This is a genomic window from Actinomadura flavalba DSM 45200 (assembly GCF_000374305.1).
In the GTDB taxonomy this organism is placed as follows: Bacteria; Actinomycetota; Actinomycetes; order Streptosporangiales; family Streptosporangiaceae; genus Spirillospora; species Spirillospora flavalba.
Window position 1 is genome coordinate 1,602,666 of record NZ_KB894093.1, and the last position, 20,448, is coordinate 1,623,113.

General features: G+C 74.6%; 14 protein-coding genes. 9 read left to right on the top strand and 5 right to left on the bottom strand.

Features of this window, described 5'->3' with window-relative positions:
* Window positions 1–22: 22 nt before the first annotated feature.
* The gene (gene recQ, locus C229_RS0107350; RefSeq protein WP_033423943.1) at window positions 23–1,864 is read right to left on the bottom strand and encodes a DNA helicase RecQ; all 1,842 of its coding nucleotides are present in this window, start codon (window positions 1,862–1,864) and stop codon (window positions 23–25) included.
* A 46-nt stretch (window positions 1,865–1,910) separates the two neighbouring features.
* Window positions 1,911–2,594: an HAD family hydrolase gene (locus tag C229_RS0107355; RefSeq protein WP_018654430.1), complete on the bottom strand. Its 684-nt coding sequence runs from the start codon at window positions 2,592–2,594 to the stop codon at window positions 1,911–1,913.
* A gap of 153 nt (window positions 2,595–2,747) precedes the next feature.
* Between C229_RS0107355 and C229_RS34865 the strand changes: the two genes are divergently transcribed.
* Together C229_RS34865 and C229_RS0107365 are read left to right on the top strand one after the other, a co-directional pair.
* The gene (locus C229_RS34865) at window positions 2,748–3,767 is read left to right on the top strand and encodes a hypothetical protein (protein WP_205624426.1); all 1,020 of its coding nucleotides are present in this window, start codon (window positions 2,748–2,750) and stop codon (window positions 3,765–3,767) included.
* 156 nt (window positions 3,768–3,923) lie between these two features.
* Window positions 3,924–4,334: a phage holin family protein gene (locus C229_RS0107365; RefSeq protein WP_018654431.1), complete on the top strand. Its 411-nt coding sequence runs from the start codon at window positions 3,924–3,926 to the stop codon at window positions 4,332–4,334.
* A 210-nt stretch (window positions 4,335–4,544) separates the two neighbouring features.
* On the opposite strand, the gene C229_RS0107370 is transcribed toward C229_RS0107365, so the two are convergent.
* On the bottom strand, window positions 4,545–5,168 hold the full coding sequence (locus C229_RS0107370) for an NAD(P)-dependent oxidoreductase (RefSeq protein ID WP_018654432.1): 624 nt from the start codon (window positions 5,166–5,168) through the stop codon (window positions 4,545–4,547).
* Between the two features lie 104 nt (window positions 5,169–5,272).
* Between C229_RS0107370 and C229_RS0107375 the strand changes: the two genes are divergently transcribed.
* A complete protein-coding gene (locus C229_RS0107375) occupies window positions 5,273–5,647 on the top strand; it encodes a winged helix-turn-helix transcriptional regulator (protein ID WP_018654433.1) in 375 nt (124 codons plus the stop codon).
* Window positions 5,648–6,477: 830 nt separating this feature from the next.
* On the opposite strand, the gene C229_RS34105 is transcribed toward C229_RS0107375, so the two are convergent.
* Complete coding sequence (locus C229_RS34105) at window positions 6,478–11,361, bottom strand: hypothetical protein (RefSeq protein WP_155884634.1); 4,884 nt, start codon at window positions 11,359–11,361, stop codon at window positions 6,478–6,480.
* 460 nt (window positions 11,362–11,821) lie between these two features.
* Here C229_RS34105 and C229_RS0107395 point away from each other — a divergent pair, with 460 nt between their 5' ends.
* The 6 genes from C229_RS0107395 to C229_RS0107420 all read left to right on the top strand — a co-directional run bounded on the left by C229_RS0107395 (window position 11,822) and on the right by C229_RS0107420 (window position 20,027).
* The gene (locus tag C229_RS0107395; protein WP_018654436.1) at window positions 11,822–12,997 is read left to right on the top strand and encodes a hypothetical protein; all 1,176 of its coding nucleotides are present in this window, start codon (window positions 11,822–11,824) and stop codon (window positions 12,995–12,997) included.
* Window positions 12,998–13,866: 869 nt separating this feature from the next.
* A complete protein-coding gene (locus tag C229_RS0107400) occupies window positions 13,867–15,876 on the top strand; it encodes a serine/threonine-protein kinase (RefSeq protein ID WP_026313537.1) in 2,010 nt (669 codons plus the stop codon).
* Window positions 15,877–15,957: 81 nt separating this feature from the next.
* On the top strand, window positions 15,958–17,232 hold the full coding sequence (locus C229_RS0107405; protein ID WP_018654437.1) for a VWA domain-containing protein: 1,275 nt from the start codon (window positions 15,958–15,960) through the stop codon (window positions 17,230–17,232).
* Between the two features lie 4 nt (window positions 17,233–17,236).
* Window positions 17,237–17,788, top strand: a complete 552-nt coding sequence (locus C229_RS29840; RefSeq protein WP_018654438.1) for an FHA domain-containing protein — start codon at window positions 17,237–17,239, stop codon at window positions 17,786–17,788.
* Entirely contained in the window at window positions 17,785–19,212 is a 1,428-nt protein-coding gene (locus C229_RS0107415; protein WP_018654439.1) for a hypothetical protein, read from the top strand. The genes C229_RS29840 and C229_RS0107415 overlap by 4 nt, the downstream gene beginning before the upstream one ends.
* A 14-nt stretch (window positions 19,213–19,226) precedes the next feature.
* Window positions 19,227–20,027: a glutamate ABC transporter substrate-binding protein gene (locus C229_RS0107420; RefSeq protein WP_155884635.1), complete on the top strand. Its 801-nt coding sequence runs from the start codon at window positions 19,227–19,229 to the stop codon at window positions 20,025–20,027.
* 1 nt (window position 20,028) lies between these two features.
* Here C229_RS0107420 and C229_RS0107425 read toward each other — a convergent pair whose 3' ends face one another.
* Complete coding sequence (locus C229_RS0107425; protein WP_018654441.1) at window positions 20,029–20,403, bottom strand: VOC family protein; 375 nt, start codon at window positions 20,401–20,403, stop codon at window positions 20,029–20,031.
* Window positions 20,404–20,448: the final 45 nt, after the last annotated feature.

The window sequence follows — 20,448 nt, forward strand, 5'->3', positions numbered from 1 at the left end:
CCGTCGGTGCGGGCGGGTCGGGTCAGGGCTCGGTGAGGGTTTCGAGGACGCCTTCGCCGTACTTGTTCAGTTTGTTCTCGCCCACGCCGTTGATGGCGGCGAGGTCGAGGAGGGTGGCGGGGCGGACGGTGGCGATCTCGCGGAGGGTGGCGTCGTGGAAGATCACGTACGCGGGGACGCCCTGCTCCTTCGCCGTGGCGGCGCGCCACGCGCGCAGGCGCTCGAAGAGCGGCTGGGCGTCGGCGGACAGCTCGACGGGGGCCTTGCGGTCTTTGCGTTCCTTCGCGGCGCGGGCCGTCTTCTGCCGTTCGGGTTCGCGGCGTAGCAGGACCTTCTGCGCACCGGACAGCACCTCGCCGCTGGACTCGGTCAGCACCAGGGAACCGTAGGTGGCCTCGACGGACGCGTGCCCCTGCGCGAGAAGCTGCCGGACGACGCCGCGCCACTCGGTGTCGCGCAGCTCGGTGCCGATGCCGAACGTGCTGAGGGCGTCGTGGTCGAACTGGGCGACCTTGGCGTTCCGCTTGCCGAGCAGAATGTCGATGATGTGCCCGGCGCCGAACTTCTGCCGCCGCTCGCGGTCGAGCCGGACGATCGTCGACAGCACCTTTTGCGCGGGGACGGTGCCGTCCCACGTCTCGGGCGGCGTGAGGCACGTGTCGCAGTTGCCGCACGGCTCGCCGCGCTGCCCGAAGTAGTTGAGGAGCTGCACGCGGCGGCACTCGACCGTCTCGCACAGGGCGAGCATCGCGTCGAGGTGGCGGCTCTGCCGACGACGGTGCGCCTCGTCGCCGGGGGAGCCGTCGATCATCTTGCGGAGGTTGACGACGTCCTGGAGGCCGTAGGCGAGCCAGGCCGTGGACGGCTGCCCGTCGCGCCCGGCGCGGCCGGTCTCCTGGTAGTAGCCCTCGACGGACTTGGGCAGATCGAGGTGGGCGACGAACCGGACGTCCGGCTTGTCGATGCCCATGCCGAACGCGATCGTCGCGACGACGACGAGCCCGTCCTCCCGGAGGAACCGGGCCTGGTGCAGCGCGCGCGTCTGCGCGTCGAGACCCGCGTGGTACGGGACGGCCTCGATGCCGTTGTCGGTGAGGAACTCGGCGTACTTCTCGACGGAGGCGCGCGACAGGCAGTAGACGATGCCGGCGTCGCCCGCGTGCTCGTTGCGCAGGAACGCGAGGAGCTGCCGCTTGGCGTCGGCCTTGGGCTCGATGCGGTACTGGATGTTGGGCCGGTCGAAGCTGGCGACGTGCTGCCGGGCGCCGGCGAGGTCGAGCCGGTTGGCGATCTCCTCGCGGGTGGCCTGCGTGGCCGTGGCGGTGAGCGCGATGCGGGGCACGTCCGGCCAGCGTTCGTGCAGGCCGGACAGCATGAGGTAGTCGGGCCGGAAGTCGTGCCCCCACTGCGCGACGCAGTGCGCCTCGTCGATCGCGAACAGCGCGATGGTGCCCCGGTCGAGCAGCTCGACGGTGGACGCGACGCGCAGCCGCTCGGGAGCGAGATACAGCAGGTCGAGCTCGCCGGACGCGAACTCGGCCTCGACCGTGCGGCGCTCGTCGATGCCCTGGGTGGAGTTGAGGAACCCGGCGCGGACGCCGAGCGCGCGCAGGGCGTCGACCTGGTCCTGCATGAGGGCGATGAGCGGGGAGATCACCACGCCGGTGCCCTTCCGGACCAGCGACGGGATCTGGTAGCACAGCGACTTGCCGCCGCCGGTCGGCATCAGGACGAGCGCGTCGCCGCCCTCGACCACGTGCTCGATGACCTCCTGCTGTCCGCTGCGGAACGCGTCGTACCCGAAGACGCGCCGCAGCGTGCGCAGTGCCTCCGACGGCTCCGTCTCGCTCACGGGGGTGACCATGCGCCCCATCGTAGGAGCCGCAAGTGACAGCGGAGGCCGTTCCATGTCACCTGTGGATAACCGGTCGCTCCTCGGCGCCGACTCGGCGGACGAGATCGACCGTCACCTCGTCCAGGCCGGACGCGGTGTGCGAGACGAGTTCGGCGGCGTCGTCGTCCAGCGGGTACTCCGGGCGGGGGACCGCGATGACGTGCATGCCCGCGCGGTACGCGGAGCGGACGCCGTTGGAGGAGTCCTCGATGGCGAGGCACATGGGCGCGGGGACGTCGAGCCGCGCGGCGGCGGCGAGGTAGCCGTCGGGCGCGGGCTTTCCGGCGTCGACCTCCTCGGTGGAGACCGTCGTCACGAACCGGGACGCGACGCCCATCTGACCGAGCAGCAGGTCGATCAAGGCGCCGGGCGACGAACTGGCCAAGCCGAGCCGGAACGTCTCGCCGAGCCGTTCGACGGCTTCCACCGCACCGGGCAGAAGCGGGACGGACTTCATGTACCGGGCGCTCATCCGGTCGATGACGCCGTAGGCGACCTCGTCGGCGCTGAGCCCGCCGATGAGGTCGCGAGCGAGGTACTCCGACCACTCGTCGGTGCTCATGCCCATGAGCCGCCGCTGTGTGTCGGGTTGCCACGTTCCGCCATGTTCGTCCACGTAGGCGCGGCGCACCTCCTCCCAGATGGGCTCGGAGTCGACCAGCACTCCGTCCAGGTCGAAGACGATGGCCCGCACGGTCATGGCATCCCTCCCGTCAGTGATCACTACCCGGCGCGTGCTGCGGCGAACCGGGACCGGATGGTCAGCGGTTTCTAGGGATTTATGCGCACAATCTGGCAAGGTGGTCCCGATCTCCGGCTCCCCCGCCGCGGAGATCGGGAAGGAGACCGCCCCATGGTGTTCCTCGGACTGCTCCTCGCCGTGGCCGCCGTCGCCCTCACCGCCGGAATCGCCCTGGAGAACGGCGCGTCCGCGCGGCTCACGGTGCTCGGACGGGACCTGCCCGGCATCGAGTACCAGTGGCAGGTCTTCCTGCTCGGCGCGGCCACCGCCGTCGTCCTGATCGTCGGCTTCATGCTCATCTTCGTCGGCATGGGACGGCGCGTGCGCCGCCGCCGCGAAGCCCGCCACGCCCGTCGCGAGCAGCGCGACTCGCTCACCACCCTCGAACGGGAACGTTCCCGCCTCCAGACGGAACTGGCCCGCGCCCGCACCGCCGATACCCGGACGGACCGCCGCGGCGATGCGCCTCAGCACAGGGACGGTCCCCGACTCCCGTCTCCGAGCGGCGACGCGACCGGACGCGAAGCCCCCCGGCCTCCGGCTCGGCGCGGCGGTGACCGGCCGCGGCCCCCGGCGCGGGACGGTAGCGCGCCCCGGCACCCCGCCCCGGGCGGCGAGACACCCGTGGCGCGGGGCGGCGTGGCGCCTCGGCGGCCCGTTCCGGGCGGCGGGACACCTCGTCCCGTGGCGCGCGACGGCGACGCGCCTCAAGGGTCCGTTCCGGGCGGCGAGGCACCCCGTCCCATGACGCGCGACGGCGACGCGCCCCGGCAGCCTGTTCCGGCCGGCGGGACATCCCGTCCGGTGGCGCGGGGCGGCGTCGCGGCTCGGCGGCCCGTTCCGGGCGGCGAGGCACCCCGTTCCGCGGCGCGCGACGGCGACGCGCCCCGGCAGCCCGTTCCGGGCGGCGGGACACCTCCTCCCGTGGCGCGGGGCGTCGCGCCCCGGCCTCCGGTTCCGGACCGCGGGGCCGCCCCGCGAGGCCCGGCGTCCGCACCCCAGCGGAGGCCCGGGCCGGATTCGGGACGCCGTCCTTCGGTCGCCGAGCAGGCGTCGCGTCCTCGGACGCCGGGCGTCCCGGCGAGGTCGCAGGTGGCGGCGAACTCGCCGTTCTTCGACCGGGAGGACTGAGGCGGTCCGGCTTCGTCCCCGACGGCCGCAAGAGCAGGGCTGCCCCAGGCCGATGTGGGGTGCCCTACGCAGGGCGTGCGGGAGATCGGGCGCCGGGCTCATCCGGGAAGATGAGGCGGTCCGTCCCAAGATGGGTTCGTGGAGGGATGTCGGCGCATGGGACGGATCGGCACGATCGGTCCTGTGCGGATACTCATCAAGATCGGAATCACGGCCGTCGCGCTCTGGGTCGCGACGCTCCTCATCGACGGCATCGCCGTCGAGGGCGACACGACGGGCCGCCGCGTCCTGACGCTGCTCGGCGTCGCGATCATCTTCGGGCTCATCAACGCGATCATCAAGCCGATCGTGAAGACGCTCGGCTGCGCCTTCTACGTCCTGACGCTCGGGCTCATCGGCCTCATCGTCAACGCCCTGCTGATGCTGCTCACCGGCGAACTGGCCCAGCGCCTCGACCTGCCCTTCGACGTGGACGGATTCTGGCCCGCGTTCTGGGGCGCGATCGTGGTCGCTGTCGTCGGCTGGATCTTGAACGTCCTCGTGGGCGGCAAGGACGACGACGACTGACGCGCCTCCCGGCCGTCCGCCGATTCGGTGTCGGACCGTCCAGCCCCATGCAGGGGCTGGACGGTCACGTCGCGTGGAGCAGTCGGCCCGCTGATCGCTCGGGCGGCGCCGGGTGCGCGCATGCGTGGCTACGTCGGCCCTTCTTGGAGCCGGACGGTCGAGCCCGGGGGCTGGCCGGGCGCGCTCCGGGACGCGTGGACCGGTGCGGCGTCAGGTGCCCTGCGGGGTCGTCACGCTCGCGGTCGCGGCGCGGTGGCGAGGCGTCTCGGCCTCGTCGATCAGGGCGAGTGCGAAGTCCGCAGGGGTGATACGGGCCGTAGGGTCGCCGTGGTCGGTGAATCGGTAGGCGTGACCGGAAGGTCCGTCGTGGTCGAAGTCGCCCGCCGGGGCCAGGTATGCCCAGTCGAGGTGGCTGGAGCGTAGTTCGTCCAGTCCGGCCGCGTGCCCGAGGTAGAAGGACCGGTATTCCTGCGGATAGCCGGGTTCGTCCATGAGGAGGGCGCCCGACGGACCCGGGAGCACCGGCGCGAGCCCCACCGCGACGAGCCGCTGCACGCCCGCCGCGCTCAGGCCCTCGGCGAGGGCGCGCGCGGCGGTGGTGAAGAACGCGGCGGGGTCGGCCGACAGGTCGGCGGCGGCGTGCACGGCGACGTCCTGGCCTGCGGCGACGCGGGCGATGTCGTCCGCGTCGGTGACGTCGCCCGCGACGGCCGTCCCGTCCGGGTACCGCGCGGGCTCGCGCACGACGGCGGTGACCGCGTGGCCGCGCCGCCGAGCCTCGACGACCGCCGCGCGCCCCACCCGGCCGCCCGCCCCGAAGATCACGATGTTCATGGACCGTCCCTTCCGCCCGGCCGTCGCGCGGTTCGCCCCGGCCGTGTGCGGCGACGCTAACCGGGTCCGTGGTGACCGATCGGATACCGGCTAGGGTGCGGCCCATGAGGGAACCGTTGCCCGCAGACCTCTTCGACGAGCTCTGCCCGTCGTCGCTCAACCCCATCCGTTTCGGGGACAAATGGGCGGCGCTGGTCCTGCGCTGCCTTCAGGACGGTCCTCGCCGCTTCTCCGAGCTCCGCGTGCCACTGCACCGCGTCACACCGAAGGTCCTCACCCGGTCCCTTCGTTCCCTCGAACGCGACGGCTTCGTCCAACGCACCGTCCTCCCCGGCCCCAAGCCCCACGTCGAGTACGAACTAACCCAACTAGGACACAGCGTCCTGCACCCCTTGGCCGCCGCCTGCGCCTGGACCTCAGACCACTGGGACGACCTCCTGGAAGCCCGCGAACGCCACACCCCCACCCCAACCCCCTGACCAAGCCACCCCGACAAGCAAACACTCACAACCAAGCCAACCAGCCACCAGCTAGACACCACCGCCGCGAACAGGCCCCGCAGCGGCGCGGCGGCCGCAGCGCGGTGGGCACGCCCACAAGCCACCGACACAACGCCCCAATCCCGTCCCACACCCCAAAACTCAAACCCAACCCACATCACCCACCCCGCGCCAACCAGCCTGGACGCGCACCGCCCAGGGCCGCACTACCGGGGACCGCACCGCACCCGTGCGCGCCATGCCGCCCCGCGCCGCCTCGCGCCGCGCCGCCCCGCGCCGCGCCGCCCCGCGCCGCGCCGCCCCGCCCCGCGCCGCGCCGCCCCGCGCCGCCCCGCGCCGCGCCGCCCCGCGCCGCGCCGGGGCCGCACTGTGCCGACCCGCCCCGGCCCGCGACGCACCCGTGCCGGACCGCCCCGTGACGGACCGCCCCGTGCTGGGCCGCAGCCGTGCTGCGTCGCACCGCACCGCACCGCACCGCGCCGACCCGCGCCGGGCTGCCCGGCGCTGCGCCGCGACGGGCCGTACTGTGGCGGGTCGTGCCGACCCGCCTCGCTTTGCGCTGCACCCGTGCTGCGCCGTGCCGGACCGCCCCGTGCTGGGCCGCAGCCGCGCTGCACCCCACCGCACCGCGCTGGGCTGTGCCGACCCGCTCCGCACCCGTGCTGCCCCGTCCCGCGCGGCACCGCGCCGTGCCGTGGCGGCCCGCACTGCGCCGGGCTGGGCCGTACCCGTGCCGGGCTCTGCCGTGCGCCGTTACGGTTCTCGTCGCTCTTTGGCGGTGTGGTGCGTCGTCCTGTGGTGGGGCCGGGTCACGTGGGTTCCTCGTGCCCGTTCTGACCCGCCTTGGGTGGCGGCGGCGATGTGGGCGGGGGCTCGGATGCGGGAGCGTCGGGCCGGTCGGGGATGCGGGGGATGCCGAAGGCGGCCGTCCGGCCGGAGGGGCTCTCTCCTGTGGTGCCGAAGCCGGGGCTAGGGCTGGAGGCGGGGACAGGTCCTGTGTCGGGGTTCGGGTTGGTCCCGGAGGTGACGGCGGGGTCCGAGTGAGGGCTGAAGCCGGGACCGTGGTTCGTGCCAGGGGCGCTGAATCCCGCGTCTGCGTCAGCCTCCGCGTCTGCGTCAGCCTCCGCGTCCGCGCCAGCCTCCGCGTCGGGGCCGGGGGTCGTGCTGGCGCTCGGTTGCGAGCCGGGGCTTGGGTCCGAGCTGGGATCGGGATTTGAGTCGAGGTCCAGGACTGAGCCGGAGTCTGGTCCGGTGTCGTGATCGGGGTCGGCGTCGCCGCCGGGATCGTGTTCGAGGCCGGGCGTGGAGTTGGCGTCGGGGCCCAAACGCGAGCCGGTGTCTGAGCCGGTGTCGGGGTCAGGGGCGGTGTCGTTGCTGGGACTGAGGCCGTGGCCTGTGTCGGGGCCGGGCTTAGAGCCGAGGTCCGAGTCCGGGTTGGTGTCGTTGCCAGCACCGGAACCGAGTTCGGTGTCGGTGGCGAGGCCCGAGCGAGGGCCAGAATCGGGATCGAGTTCGGGGTCGGAGTCGAGGCCCGAGCGGGGGCCAGGATCGGGATCGAGTTCGGGGTCGAGTCCCGGGAGGGGGCCGGGAACGGAACCGAGGTTGGAGTCGGGGTTGCGACCCGAGTGGGAAGTGGGAGGTCCGGGGTTCGGCTTGGGGGCGTCGTCGGTGTTGGGACCGGTGTCGTTCGCGAGGCCGGGGCCTGTGTCACGACCGAGGTCGGCGCCGAGGTCGAGGTCGGAGTCTGGGCCGGGAGTGGGGCTTGGGCCGGTGTTCGAGCGGGGGGAGGTGGGGCCGGGTTTCGGGCCGGGGGGCGCGGTGGTGAGAGCCGTGTCTTGTGGGATTGGGGAAGTGGGCGGGGCGGTGGTGGGAGCTGTGTCTGGCGGGGTTAGGCGTGTGGTCAGGGGGAGGGCGGGGGGCTCGTGGCCCTCGTAGGGGGTGAGGTGGTCGGTGGGGGTGGTGAAGAGGTGCCAGGTTCGGGTGTGGATGGCGGCGATGAGGAATTCGGCGTCGGTGAGGGCGCCTGCGTGGGCGACGATGAGGACGTCGTGGGGTAGGGCGGGCTTAGCGGCCTGCGACGACGGCTGGGTGTGCTGGGCCGTTGTCATTGACCCGCCCAGTAGTGCGCCGATCGTGGTGGGGGAGCCGCAGACGACGTCGGCGGTTTGCAGGAGGGGGGTGCGGTCGCCGCCGTCGGACAGGAGGGTCGCGATCTGCTCCAGGCGGGCCATCGCGCGGTTGGTGGCGGCGGGCAGGTCGGACGGGTCGGGATCGGCGCCGATGACCTCGCGGACCTGGGCGCGGGAGCGCTCCTCGACCTCGCGGGCAGCGGTCAGTTCCTGCTCGTCGGTGGCGGTGCGTGCGTCGGCGTCGGCCCGTTGGCGGTCGAGGGCCGCTTCGGCGTCGGCGACGCGGGACGCGGCGGCCGCGGCGGCCTGCTGCGCGCGGGAGACCGCGGCCGCGGCGTCGGCGGCGGAGCGGGCCGCCGTGGTCGCCTGCTGCTCGGCGGTCAGCGCGACCTGCTGGGCGTGGCGGGCGACGGTGCTGGTCTGCGTCGCGCGGTCCACGGCTTCGGCGGCCAGACGTGCCTGCTCCTGGTGGGCGGCGGTGGCCGTCTCGCGTTCGGCGGACAGCCGGGTCAGTTCCTCGTTGAGGCGGGCCTGGGCCTGCTGTGCCATCGTCAGGTGCTCGCCGCCCTCGACGATGAAGCGTTCGAGCTGCTCGCGGCGCTGCCGGACGTGGTCGGCCGCCTCCTTGACGCCCTTGGCCTGCTGCGCGGCCTCGCTCGCCTCGCGGGTGCGGTCGCGGACCTCGTCGCGGAGCCGTTTGATCTCCGGCGGCGGCGCGGCGAGGTGGAGGCGCTGGGCGCGGGTCATCCGGCTGCGGGCGGCGGCGAGCGCCGACTCGGCCGCCGCCAGCCGGTAGTAGCTCTGGTGGCCGAGCCCCACGGCCTCGCTGTCGGCGTTGCCCAGGCGGTCGGCCTCGGCGACGACGTCCGGGAGTTCGGCGCGGGCGCGGGCCAGGTCGCCGGACAGGCGTTCCTCCTGGTTGTGCGCGGCGTGCAGCTCGCCCTTGGCGTGGACGGCGCGTTCGTCGAGGGCGTTGAGGCGCGCGTAGGCGGCGTCGGCGGCGCGGGTGCGGTCGCGGGCCTCGGCGGCGGACGCCTCGGCGTCGGCGATGAGCCGGTCGGCCTCGGCGCGAGGGGCGACGGCGGCTTCGGCGGCCTCGGCGTGCGCGGCGGCGGCGCGGTCGCGGGCCGCTTCGGCCTCGGTGATCGCGTCGTGGGCCGTCTCGGCGGCTTGGCGGAGTTCGTCGATGGTGGTGCGCTGCGCTGCGATTCCGGCTTCGGCGGCCTCGCGGCGGCGCTGGTGCTCACCCTCCAGCGCACGGACGGCGGCCGCGTCGCGCGGCCACTGCTCCAGCCACAGCAATCCCCGGCGCAGCAGGCGTTCCTCGGCCTCCCACGCCTCCCGCCACGCCATACCGACGGGACGCACGACGGCGCCGCGCACCCACGTCTCGGGCGCGGCCGTTTCCTCGGCGGCGTCGCCCGCAACGGGTGTTCCTGCGGCGGGCGTTCCTGGGGCGAGTGAGCCCGCGAGAGTTGCGCCCGTGCCGGATGATCCGGGGGCCGGTGTACCTGGATCGGTGGTGGTCGCGCTGGTCGTGCCCGCGTCGGTTGTGTTCGCGCCCGGTGTTGCGGGGTCGGGTGCACCTGCGGCGGTCGTGGTGGCGTCGGACGTGTCCGTGCCGGGCGTTCCAGGGAGGGGTGTTCCTGCGACGGTCGTGTTCGCGTCGGGTGTTGCGGGGTCGGGTGTTACTGCGGTGGCGGTCGTGTTCGCGCCGGGCATTTCGGGGATGCGGGTGCTTGCGGCGGATGCGCTCGTGTCGGGGGAGAGTGTGCGCGCGCTGGAAGTGGCTGCGTCGGGTTCCGGGATGGGGGTTCCGGCGGGGGGCGTGGCCGTGGCGGGTGCTTCCGGCGCGGACGGGGTTGCGTCGGATGGGCGTTCGGCGGCGGGCGTGCGTGTGTCGGTTGTGTCCGCGTCGTGGGTTTCAGGAGTGGGGGTTCCCAGGCCGGGGGTGAGTCTTGCCGGGGTGTCCGGTTCCTCGTCGGGGAGGGGGGTGATTCCGGCGATGGGTGTGCCTGTGGGGCCGTGGGCGGGCGGTGACTGCGGGTCGGTGGTGGCCGGGTGAGCGGAGGCGGGGTCGCTTTGGTGGGGTTCGGCCGGGAGGGGCACGCCTGCGCGGGGGGTGCCGGTGGGGCCCTCGTGGGGCGGTTCGGGTGCGGTCGGGCGAGGGGCGTCGGAGGGCGGGGCGGGGGTGCCGGGTGCGGGCGGCGGGGTCGGCTCCGAGGTGGGGTCGTCGCTGGGCGGCTCGGGTGTGACGGTGGACGGGGCTTCGGCGGCGCTCGGGTGGGGTGCGGGCTGTTTGCCGGGCGTGTCGGGATGCACGGTCGGCAGGCGTTGCGTGTCCGCGGAGGTCGGTGAGTCGGGTACGTCGCTCAGTGGCGGCAGGGGTGCCGTCGCGGACGGTGTGGTGTCTGGGTGCGGGGTCTCGGCGCTCGCCAGGGGGTTCGCTCGGGTCGCTTCGGGCGCCGGGGAGGTGCTTGCGGGCGGGACGTCGCTGTCGGGCAGGTCCGCTACGCCGTGGGGGAACTCGGAGCTCGGCAGCGGGTTCGCGCGGGTGACCGAGGAGGTGTCGGCGGTGTTGTCGCGACTGTCCGGCGCGTCGCTTGGGGCCGTGGTGCTGGGCAGCGGGTTCGCGCGGGTGGCCGGGGTGGTGCCGGGACTGTCCGGCGCATCGCTCGGGGGCGTGGTGCTGGGCAGGGGGTTCGCGCGCGTGGACGGGGGTGTGTTCGAGGGGGGAGCGGTGCGGGGGAGGTCCGGCCCGTCGCTGGGGGGCGCAGGCAGCGGGTTTGCGCGGGTGGCTGCGGGGGGCTCTGTTCCGTCTCGTGACGGTGTGGGGTTCGTGTCGGCTTGCGTGGGTGTTGTGGCGCTGGAGGCGGCTTCGTCGTTGAGACGTTCCGGCGCGGTGTGCGGGGGCGTGCTGGGCTGGGGGTTCGTGCGGGTCGCGAGGTCGGACGGGGTGGGGAGGCTGTAGGCGGCTGTGGTCTCGGACGGGGAGGCGGTGTCGTCCGGGGAGCCTGGCGCGTCGTTCGGTGCGGGGGTGGACGGGCGGGCGAAGAGGGTCGTGCGGGGGTCGTCCGGGAGTTCGGGGACGATCTGGGTGTCGAGGCGGGTTTCGGTCGACGGGGAACGGCTGGGGTCGGCGAACTCGACCGTGCCGCCGTTGCGGCGGGCGGTGGGGGCGGCGGGCACCGGGCTGGGGCGCGGGGGGTCTTCGGTGAGGTGGACGATGAAGGCGCCGGTGCCGTCGTCGAGGGCGGCGACGAGGGTGGCGAGGTGGTTCCCGGGGGCCAGCAGGAGGACGCGGGCGCCGCTCTCCAGCAGGCGTGCGACGGTGTCGCGGACGTCGGCGGACTGGGTCTCGGTGACGCGCAGGGCTTCGCCGTCGGGGGTGAGGACGGCGGCGAGCGCGGCGGGGTCGCCGGCGACGCGGCCCGCGAGGAAGGCGTCGAGCGCGGCCCGGTGCGCCTCCCAGCCGACCGTGCCGGCGGGGGCGCGCAGCCCGGCCAGGTAGGGCACGAGCGGCCCGTACTCGCGCTCGATCCGCGCCCGCAGTTCGTCGTCCACCGCCGCCATCCCGTTCGCCGTCCGGTTCTTCGTTGTTCGTCTCCGCTCAGGGGCGCGACTAACGTCTCACACCTCTCGATCATCTCCGTCCGCGTGCGGGGGACGTCTCCCACCTGCCGTCCCGTGCTTGGATCAACGTACGAGCACGGCCCGCCCCTCTGCGCACCCGAACACGATTCTGTGGATAACGGTGCGAGGGTGGGGGCGTGAAGTGCGACTCATCCCGGTTGTTCGCGGGACAGCCGGATGACTTGTCTCCCAAAGTGTCACCGATCACACTGAATCCAAGCCCGCCGGTGCACGCTGTAGTCGTCATGACCGGAGGGAGGACGTGCTGGATCGGACGGGTGGCTCGGACGGGACGGACCGACACCGAACGCGGGGCCCAGTGACGGAGCATGGGACGAGCGGGGCAGGGGCGCCCCTGGGGCGGGAGGCGATCGACGCCTCCCTGCGAGGGTTGCGCGCGGACCGGGAGCGGATCTCGGCGGCGCTGCTCGATCTGGACGGGCATGACGGGTTCCGGCTGCTGGACGGCGCGTCGCTGGAAGGCGAGACGTGGCGCCGCTGGAACGAGGTGCAGGACCGGGTGGCGCTGCTATGGCGGCTGTTCGCCGAGTACCAGCGGGTGCTGGACGAGGCCGTGGCGGTGCGGGCGCGGCGGTCCAGGCCGGACGCGGACGACCTCGCGACGCTGACGCGGCTGCTGACGGGCGACGCGGTGGAGATGCCGGGCGGGGAGATCCCGCTGGAGCAGCGGACGTTGCTGGGCCCGCCGGTGGAGCGGGTGACGCTGCGGGAGGCCGTGGCGCGGATGTCGGAGGCGTTCGAGCGCGCAGCGGCGGTGATCGCGGCGGCGGACGCGGCGTGGACGGCGCTGCTGGTGCCGCTGGAGGCGGCCGAGGAGGCGTGGCGGGAGACGGCGCGGCTGGCGCAGCGGCTGGGGGCGGGCCGCGACCCGGTGCTGGACCGGCTGGGGCGGGAGCTGACCGCGCTGGGGCGGACGGTGCGCACCGACCCGCTGTCGCAGGTGCGGGACGGCGTCGCGGACACGGCGCGGCTGGACGGCGTGCGCGGGGAGCTGACGCGGCGCCGGGACGAGCTGATGGCGGCGGTGGAGGTCCGCGACGGGTACGACGCGCGGACGCGGGAGCTGGCGGCGCTGATCGGCGCGGTGGCGGACGCGGAGGAGGAGGCGCGGCGGGCGCGGACGACCGTCGTCGTCAAGATCGTGGACCCGGGGGTGCCGGAGGCGTCGCCGGTGGCGGCGGCGCTGGGCGACCGGCTCGTCGCGCTGGACGCGCTGCGGACGTCGGGGCGGTGGAGCGACGTCGCGGCGCGGGTCGCCGACCTGGACCGCGCGGCGCGGGCCGCGCTGGCGAGCGCGAACGAGCACCGCGCGCTCAGCACCGGGCTGTTGGACCGGCGCGCCGAGCTGCGCGGGCGGCTCGGCGCGTATCAGGCGAAGGCGGCGCGGCTCGGCCTGGTCGAGGACGACGAGCTGACCCGGCTGCACGCCGCCGCGAAAGACCTGTTGTGGTCAGCACCGTGCGATTTGCGGCGCGCGACCGCCGCCGTGGCGCAGTATCAGCGTGCGATCAACGCCGCCGAGACGGGAACGGGGACGCGCCGATGACCGAGCAGTGCGCCCAGGACGGCTGCGACGGCGCCATCACCGACGGCTTCTGCCAAGTCTGCGGCCTCGCCCCCCTCCCTCAGCCGGGCCGACCTTCGCCGGCTTCGTACGAATCGCAAGGTTCGGCAGCTTCGCAGGGCCAGCCCACCCCGAGCACCCCCGCCGCACCGAACCCCGCCGATCCGTACGGCTCCCACCCCGCCCAAGGTTCACCCACTCCACCCGACTCGTCCGCGCAACGCGGCTCGTCCGCTCCGGGCGAATCGTCCCCGGCGGGAAATTCGCCCGCGTCGGGTGGCTCATCCGCGCAGGGTGGTTCGTCCGCTTCGGGTGGGCGGGGGTCGTTTGGGTTCAGTGCTGCTGGGCGGGTGTGTGGGCAGGCCGGGTGTGGGGGGATCGTCGAGGGCGGGTTCTGTGGGGAGTGCGGGCTCGCCCCGGTGGCCGTGCCCGTCGTGGAGGTCAAGGCGGGCAGGTGCGCGCAGCCCGGGTGCGGCGGGGAGGTCACCGACGGGTTCTGCGCGTCGTGCGGCATGGCGCCGGTGTCGGCCGGGGCGGTCGAGACGTGCGGCGAGGACGGCTGCGGCGGCGTCCTCGTGGACGGCGCCTGCCAGACGTGCGGCGAGGCCGTCCGGGCCGTGACGCCCGCGCCGGACGCGCGCTGCCCCCGCCAGGGATGCGACGGCGTCCTCAGCGACGGCGTCTGCGCGAGCTGCGGCCTCACACCGGTCGGGGACGCGGCGGGGCAGGCAGCTCCGGTGGCCGTGCCGGTCGGGTCGGCGGCCTCGGTGCCGCATCCGCGCACCGGCGCCACCTGGCCGGACGGGGGAGGGTCGCGGGGCTCCACCGGGTCGTCGCGGGCGCGGCGCGGCATGCTCGGGGCCGGGCTCGTCGAGGTGCCGCCGGTGCCCTACCGCGACCCGGCGTCGGCCGTGATGGCGAACCCGGAGGTCCCGGAGGCGCGCCGGTTCTGTAGCCGCTGCGACGCCGAGGTCGGCCGCGCCCGCGACGGGCGGCCGGGCCGGACCGAGGGGTTCTGCCGCAACTGCGGGCACGCGTTCTCGTTCGCGCCGAAGCTGAAGCGCGGCGACATGGTCGCGGGCCAGTACGAGGTGCTCGGCTGCCTGGCGCACGGCGGTCTCGGCTGGGTGTATCTGGCGCGCGACCGGGTGCTCGGCTACCGGTGGGTGGTGCTGAAGGGCCTGCTGGACACCGGCGACGCCGACTCGCGGTCGGCCGCGACGGCCGAGCGGGCGTTCCTGGCCGAGGTCGAGCACCCCAACATCGTGAAGATCTACAACTTCGCGCGGCACGAGGGCGCCGGCTACATCGTCATGGAGTACGTCGGCGGCGAGTCGCTGAAGGAGATCCTGCTGCGCCGCCGCCGCGAGGAGGGCGGCGACGCGGCGCTGCCGCTCGGCCAGGTGATCGCCTACGGGCTGGAGGTGCTGCGCGCGTTCGGCTACCTGCACAACGTCGGGCTGCTGTACTGCGACTTCAAGCCGGACAACGCGATCCAGTCCGAGGAGCAGCTCAAGCTGATCGACCTCGGCGGCGTCCGCCGCGCGTTCGACCGGGACAGCCCGGTGTTCGGCACGCCCGGCTACCAGGCGCCGGAGATCTCCGAGCGCGACCCGTCCGTCACGTCCGACCTGTACACGGTGGGACGCGCGCTGGCGGTGCTCAGCTTCCCGTTCCGCGGCTACACCGGCCGCCACCTGCGCAGCCTGCCGCCCCGGCACGAGGTGCCGCTGCTCCAGCGGTACGAGTCGTACGACCGGCTGCTCCGCCGGGCCACGCACCCGATGCCCGAGCGCAGGTTCCAGAGCGCGGAGGAGATGGCCGACCAGCTCACCGGCGTGCTGCGCGAGGTGCTGGCCGAGCAGGACGGACGCCCCCGCCCCGGCCCGTCCACGCTGTTCGGCCCGGAGCCGCACGCGGCGGGCACCCCGCAGGGCGACGACGGGCCGGGCGGCGCGCTGGCGCCGCTGCGCGAGCGGGAGGCGGCGTCGGCGCTGCCGGTCCCGCTGGTGCACGACGCCGACCAGGCCGCCGCGTTCCTCGGCAAGCTCGGCGACCGCGACCCCGGCGACCTGGCCGCGGCGCTCGCGGCGGCGCCGACGCAGACGACGGAGGTGCGGCTGGCGCTGGCCCGCGTCCGCGTCCACCTCGGTGACCTGGACGGTTCGGGCAGGCTGCTGGACGAGCTGGGCGCCGAGCGCCCGGCCGACTGGCGCATCGTCTGGTACCGGGGCGTGCGGGCGCTGGCGGCGGGCGACGGCGCCGCCGCCGTCCGCGTCTTCGACGGCCTGTACGGGCTGATGCCGGGCGAGACCGCGCCCAAGCTCGCGCTGGCGTTCGCGCTCGAACTCCAGGGCGACCTGAAGGCCGCCGACCGCTACTACGAGACGGTGTGGCGCACCGACCCGACGCACGTCAGCGCCGCGTTCGGGCTGGCGCGGATGCGGCTGGCGGCGGGCGACCGGCGGGCCGCCGAGTCGGTGCTGGACCTCGTCCCGCGCATCTCCAGCTACTACGTGGAGGCGCAGCTCGCGGCGGTCGCGGCGGCCGTCCGGGACCGCCGCGCCGTGGACGAGGCCGCGCTGCACGGCGCCGGGCGCCGCCTCACCGCGCTGCGCCTGGACACCGAGCGCCGCGCCCGCTTCACCGCCGACGTGCTGGAGGCGGCCCTGGTCCACACCGCCGCGCATCCGGTGCCCGAGACGCCCGGCGCGGTGCTGGGCGTCGAGTTGCGCGACGCCGACCTGCGCCGCGCCCTGGAGGACACCTACCGCCGCCTGGCCAAGCTGACCGGCGACGCCGCCGAACGGCACCGCCTGGTCCGCGCGGCGAACCGCGTCCGTCCCCGGACGCTCTTCTGAGCGTGCCCCGAAACCCGAGGAGTTCCCCCCGATGAGCGAACCGGTGCGCCGTCTCCGGCGTCGGACGGACGGAGGCCCCCGTTGAGCGACGTCCCGCAGTTCGGTTTCACCGTCGACCAGAACCCCTACCTGCCGGCGGGCGGGCGGGAGATGCACGCCGTGCTGACCGTGCAGGCGAGCGGCGTCGCGCGGGCGTCGCGCGCGGCCGAGGTCATCGTGCTGGACGCGTCCGGGTCGATGTCGTACTCGGGGAAGATGGCGGCGGCCAAGGCGGCGGCGCGCGCGGCGGTGCACGCGATCCGCGACGGCGTCCTGTTCGGCGTGATCGTCGGCGCGAACGAGCCGCGCATGATCTTCCCGACGCGCGATGTCCGGCTCGTCCCGATGACGCCGGACACGCGGCGCAACGCGCTGGACGCGATCGGCCGCGTCGAACCGGCGGGCGGCACGGCGATCGGCGGCTGGCTGCTGATGGCGCACCGGCTGCTGGCCCCGCACGACGACGCCGTCCGGCACGCGATCCTGCTCACCGACGGCAAGAACCAGCACGAGACCGACGCCGAGCTGGACGGCGCCCTGCGCGCCTGCGCGGGCGCGTTCACCTGCGACGCGCTCGGCGTCGGCACCGACTGGGTCGTCGCGGAGCTGCGCAAGATCTCCGGGGCGCTGCTCGGGACGTTCCTGGACGTCCCCGAGCCCGCCGACCTGGAGTCCCGCTTCCGCGAGCTGACCGAACGCGCGATGGGCAAGGGCGTCGCGGACGTCGCGCTGCGCGTGTGGACGCCGAAGCAGGCGACCGTCCGGTTCGTGAAGCAGATGGTGCCGGTGCTGGACGACCTGACGCCGAAGGCGGCGCCGTCCGGCCCGCAGACGGCCGACTACCCGCTGGGCGCGTGGGGCGCGGAGGCCCGCGAGTACCACGTGTGCGTGCACGTCCCGCCGGGCGACGTGGGCCGTCAGATGCGTGCGGCGTGGGTGAAGCTGATCGCGGGCGACCGGGAGCTGGCGGCGGCGAACATCCTCGCGGAGTGGACCGACGACGAGGCCAAGGCGACGCTGATCAACGGCCGTGTCGCGCGGCACACCGACCAGGGCGAGCTGGCCGAGGCGATCCAGGAGGGCCTGGCGGCCCGCCGCGACGGCGACGAGGACACCGCGACGGCCCGGCTCGGCCGCGCGGTGCGGCTGGCGCGACAGGTCGGCAACGAGCAGATCTCCGGGCTGCTCGACCGGGTCGTGGAGGTCGTGGACGAGGAGTCGGGCACGGTGCGGCTCCGCAAGGACGTCGCCAAGGCCGACGAGATGTCGCTGGACACCCGGTCGGTCCGGACCGTCCGGACGCGGCAGGGGCGCTGATCCGATGCCGGTCTGCCCGTTCTGTTCCGCGCCCCGGACGGGCGGGCGGTTCTGCGAGGACTGCGGGTTCAGCTTCAGCGACGGCCGCCCGCCCCGGCCGCTGCCGCCGGAGGAGTTCCCGGCGTCGCAGCCGCGCGTCCTGGCCCGCTGGTCGGTGACGATCGCCGCCGACCGGGAGTACTTCGCGACCGTGCAGGCCGAGGACGGCCCCGACTCCGGCGGGCTCCGGTTCCCGCCGTACTGCCCGCCGCGCACCATTCCGCTCATCGGAGACAAGGTGCGGATCGGGCGGCGCAGCACGTCGCGGGGGCTGCTGCCCGAGATCGACCTGGGCGTCCCGCCCGCCGACCCGGGCGTCTCGCACGCGCACGCCGTCCTGATCGCGGTGCCGGAGGGCTGGACGGTCGTCGACCCCGGCTCCACCAACGGCACGACGATCAACGGCGGCCTCGACCCGATCCCGGTCAACACGCCCGTCCCGCTCCAGCCGGGCGATCGCGTGCACGTGGGCGCCTGGACGACGCTGACGCTCAACCGCGCCGAGGAGGGCCCATGACGATGACGCCGGTGCGCCCGGAACAGTCCGCCGTGCGGCGGAGACTCACGGTCCGGACGGTTCCGGGGCGCATCCGGACGGGTGTCGCGGTCCTCCTGGTGCTGGTGGGTCTGCTGACGGTCGCGCTCGCGGCGGCCGTCGGGAACGCGCGGTCGGGCGTGCAGGCGATCGGGCACGACGCCGGGCCGCAGGTCGTCGTCACCGGCGACCTGTACTTCGCGCTCAGCGCGATGGACGCGCAGGTCGCCGACATCCTGCTCACCGGCCGCGGCGCCGGGCGGGACGCGGCGGCGCGGCGCTACGACCAGTTCCGCGGGCAGGCGGGCGCGGCGGCCGTGCAGGCCGCGCAGCTCGCCGGGGACGACCCCGAGCGGCTGCGGACCGTCCGCGAGGTGCTGGACGGGCTCGGCCGCTACCAGCGGCTCGCGGGCGAGGCGATGCTGCTGGCGCGGCAGTCCGGCTACGCGGCGGGCGAGCCGACGCGGGAGGTCGTCGCGACCTACCGCCGCGCGTCGGACCTGATGAAGATCGAGCTGCTGCCCAAGGCGTACAACGTCGCGCTGGACAGCGGCGCGACCGTCCGGCAGGCGTACGAGACGCGCCGCTCGGAGGTGCTGTCGGGACGGAACTGGGTGCTGGGCACCGGTGCGCTCGTGCTGCTCGCGCTCGTCGCCGCGCAGGTCTACCTGGCCCGCGACTTCCGCCGCACGCTCAACCCCGCGCTGGCGCTGGCGACGGTGCTGGCGCTGGCGCTCACCGGCGCCGGGTTCCTCATGCTGTCCGCGCAGGCCGACGACCTGCGCGAGGCCAAGGAGGGCGGGTTCGACTCGGTGCTGGCCCTGTCGCGGGCGCGGGCGATCAGCCACAGCGCGTTCGCGGACCAGAGCCGGTTCCTGCTCGACCCCGGCCGCGCCGACACCTACGCGCAGACGTATCTCGACAAGTCGCAGACCGTCCTCTACGTCGAGCCGGGCGAGGGCGAACCGGGCAACCTCGCGACCTACTACAAGGGCCTGGAGCGGATCGTGGACGCCTATCCGCGCGGGACGTTCCTCGGGTTCTTCGGGGATGAGGCGCGGCTGGCGTCGCCGTCGGTCCGGGCGCGCCTCGCCGGGGTCCTGACGGCCTACCGCGACGTGCAGCGCGACGACCGGCGCATCCGCGACCTGGTCGCGCGGGGCGACCGCGCGGAGGCGGTGAGCCTGCGGATGAGCCGCGGCACGTCCGGCGCGACCGCCCGGTTCGACGCCTATGACCGGGCCGTCGTCGCGTTGCGGGAGGCGCACGCGCACCGGATGCGCACCGCGGTCCGCGGCGGCGACGACGGGCTGCGCGGCTGGGAGTGGATACCGCCCGTCGCGGCGCTCGCCGCCGCCGTCCTGGTGCTGGCGGGCGTCCGCCCCCGGCTGGCCGAGTTCCGCTGATGTCCGGAGGGATCATGCGCCGTCTCGTCCTGGCCCCGGCCGCCGCCGTCGCGCTGGCGGTCGCCGGGTGCTCGCTCGGGCCCGCGAACGACGACGAACTGGTCATCGGCGTCAAGGCCGACCAGCCGGGCCTGGGCCTGCTGGACGCGCGGACGAAGAAGTACGACGGCTTCGACGTCGCGATGGCGCGGGAGATCGCGAAACGGCTCGGGTACGGGCCGGGCCGCGTCGTGTTCCGGACGACGCCGTCGTCGGTGCGGGAGGCGGAGCTGAAGGCGCGCAACGTCGACCTCATCGTCGCGTCGTACTCGATCACGCCGAAGCGCAAGACGCAGGTGACGTTCGCGGGCCCGTACTACGTCGCCCACCAGGACACGCTGGTGCGCGCCGACGACCGCTCGATCGGCGACGTCCGCGACCTGGCGGGCAAGCGCATCTGCGCGGTGACCGGCTCGAACTCCTGGCGCCGCGTCACCGAGGAGCGCGGCATCGCCGCGCGGGGCGTCGAGACCCCGACCTACGGAAAGTGCATGGACCGCCTGGACGCCGGGGAGATCGACGCCGTCTCGACCGACGACCTCATCCTGGCGGGCCTGGCTGCGGGCCGCCGCGCCCGCATCGTGAACGCCCCGTTCACCGACGAGAAGTACGGCATCGGCCTGCCCAAGGGCGACCTGGCCCGCTGCGAGGCCGTCAACCGCGCCCTCACCGAGATCTACCAGGACGGCACCGCGACCCGCCTCCTGCACCGCTGGTTCCGCGACTCGGGCCTCAACGTCACGACGCACGTCCCGCAGTTCGAGGGCTGCTCGTAGCTCACATCTGCGTGGAGAGGCAGAACGGATGCCCGGCGGGGTCCAGCAGGACGCGGCGCTCGTCCGGATGCGGCTGCAGCGCCGGTTCCACGGCGCCCAGGGCCAGCATCCGGGCGTGGGCGGCGTCCAGGTCGTCGACGCCCAGTTCGTAGTGGGCCTGCTTGCCCTGGGCCGGGTCCGGCCAGGTCGGCGGCCGGTAGTCGTCCACCCGGACGAAGCCCAGACCGGGCGCCCCGTCCCGGCCGAGCAGGACGAAGTCGTCGCTGGAGTACACGACGGGCAGATCGAGCGCGGCGCCGTAGAAGCGGGCCAGCGTGACGGGGTCGGCGCAGTCGAAGTCGATGGACAGCAGGCGGATCGCGGTTCGGGTGCTCATGGGGAGGACGCTAGGACGCGACCAGGACAGATCCGGTCCTGGTCG

Bases quoted from the DNA above. Each gene is read 5' to 3' on its own strand.
- recQ (WP_033423943.1), bottom strand. From the start codon at position 1,864: ATGGTCACCCCCGTGAGCGAGACGGAGCCGTCGGAGGCACTGCGCACG.
- C229_RS0107355 (WP_018654430.1), bottom strand. From the start codon at position 2,594: ATGACCGTGCGGGCCATCGTCTTCGACCTGGACGGAGTGCTGGTCGAC.
- C229_RS34865 (WP_205624426.1), top strand. From the start codon at position 2,748: ATGGTGTTCCTCGGACTGCTCCTCGCCGTGGCCGCCGTCGCCCTCACC.
- C229_RS0107365 (WP_018654431.1), top strand. From the start codon at position 3,924: ATGGGACGGATCGGCACGATCGGTCCTGTGCGGATACTCATCAAGATC.
- C229_RS0107370 (WP_018654432.1), bottom strand. From the start codon at position 5,168: ATGAACATCGTGATCTTCGGGGCGGGCGGCCGGGTGGGGCGCGCGGCG.
- C229_RS0107375 (WP_018654433.1), top strand. From the start codon at position 5,273: ATGAGGGAACCGTTGCCCGCAGACCTCTTCGACGAGCTCTGCCCGTCG.
- C229_RS0107400 (WP_026313537.1), top strand. From the start codon at position 13,867: ATGCTCGGGGCCGGGCTCGTCGAGGTGCCGCCGGTGCCCTACCGCGAC.
- C229_RS29840 (WP_018654438.1), top strand. From the start codon at position 17,237: ATGCCGGTCTGCCCGTTCTGTTCCGCGCCCCGGACGGGCGGGCGGTTC.
- C229_RS0107415 (WP_018654439.1), top strand. From the start codon at position 17,785: ATGACGATGACGCCGGTGCGCCCGGAACAGTCCGCCGTGCGGCGGAGA.
- C229_RS0107420 (WP_155884635.1), top strand. From the start codon at position 19,227: ATGCGCCGTCTCGTCCTGGCCCCGGCCGCCGCCGTCGCGCTGGCGGTC.
- C229_RS0107425 (WP_018654441.1), bottom strand. From the start codon at position 20,403: ATGAGCACCCGAACCGCGATCCGCCTGCTGTCCATCGACTTCGACTGC.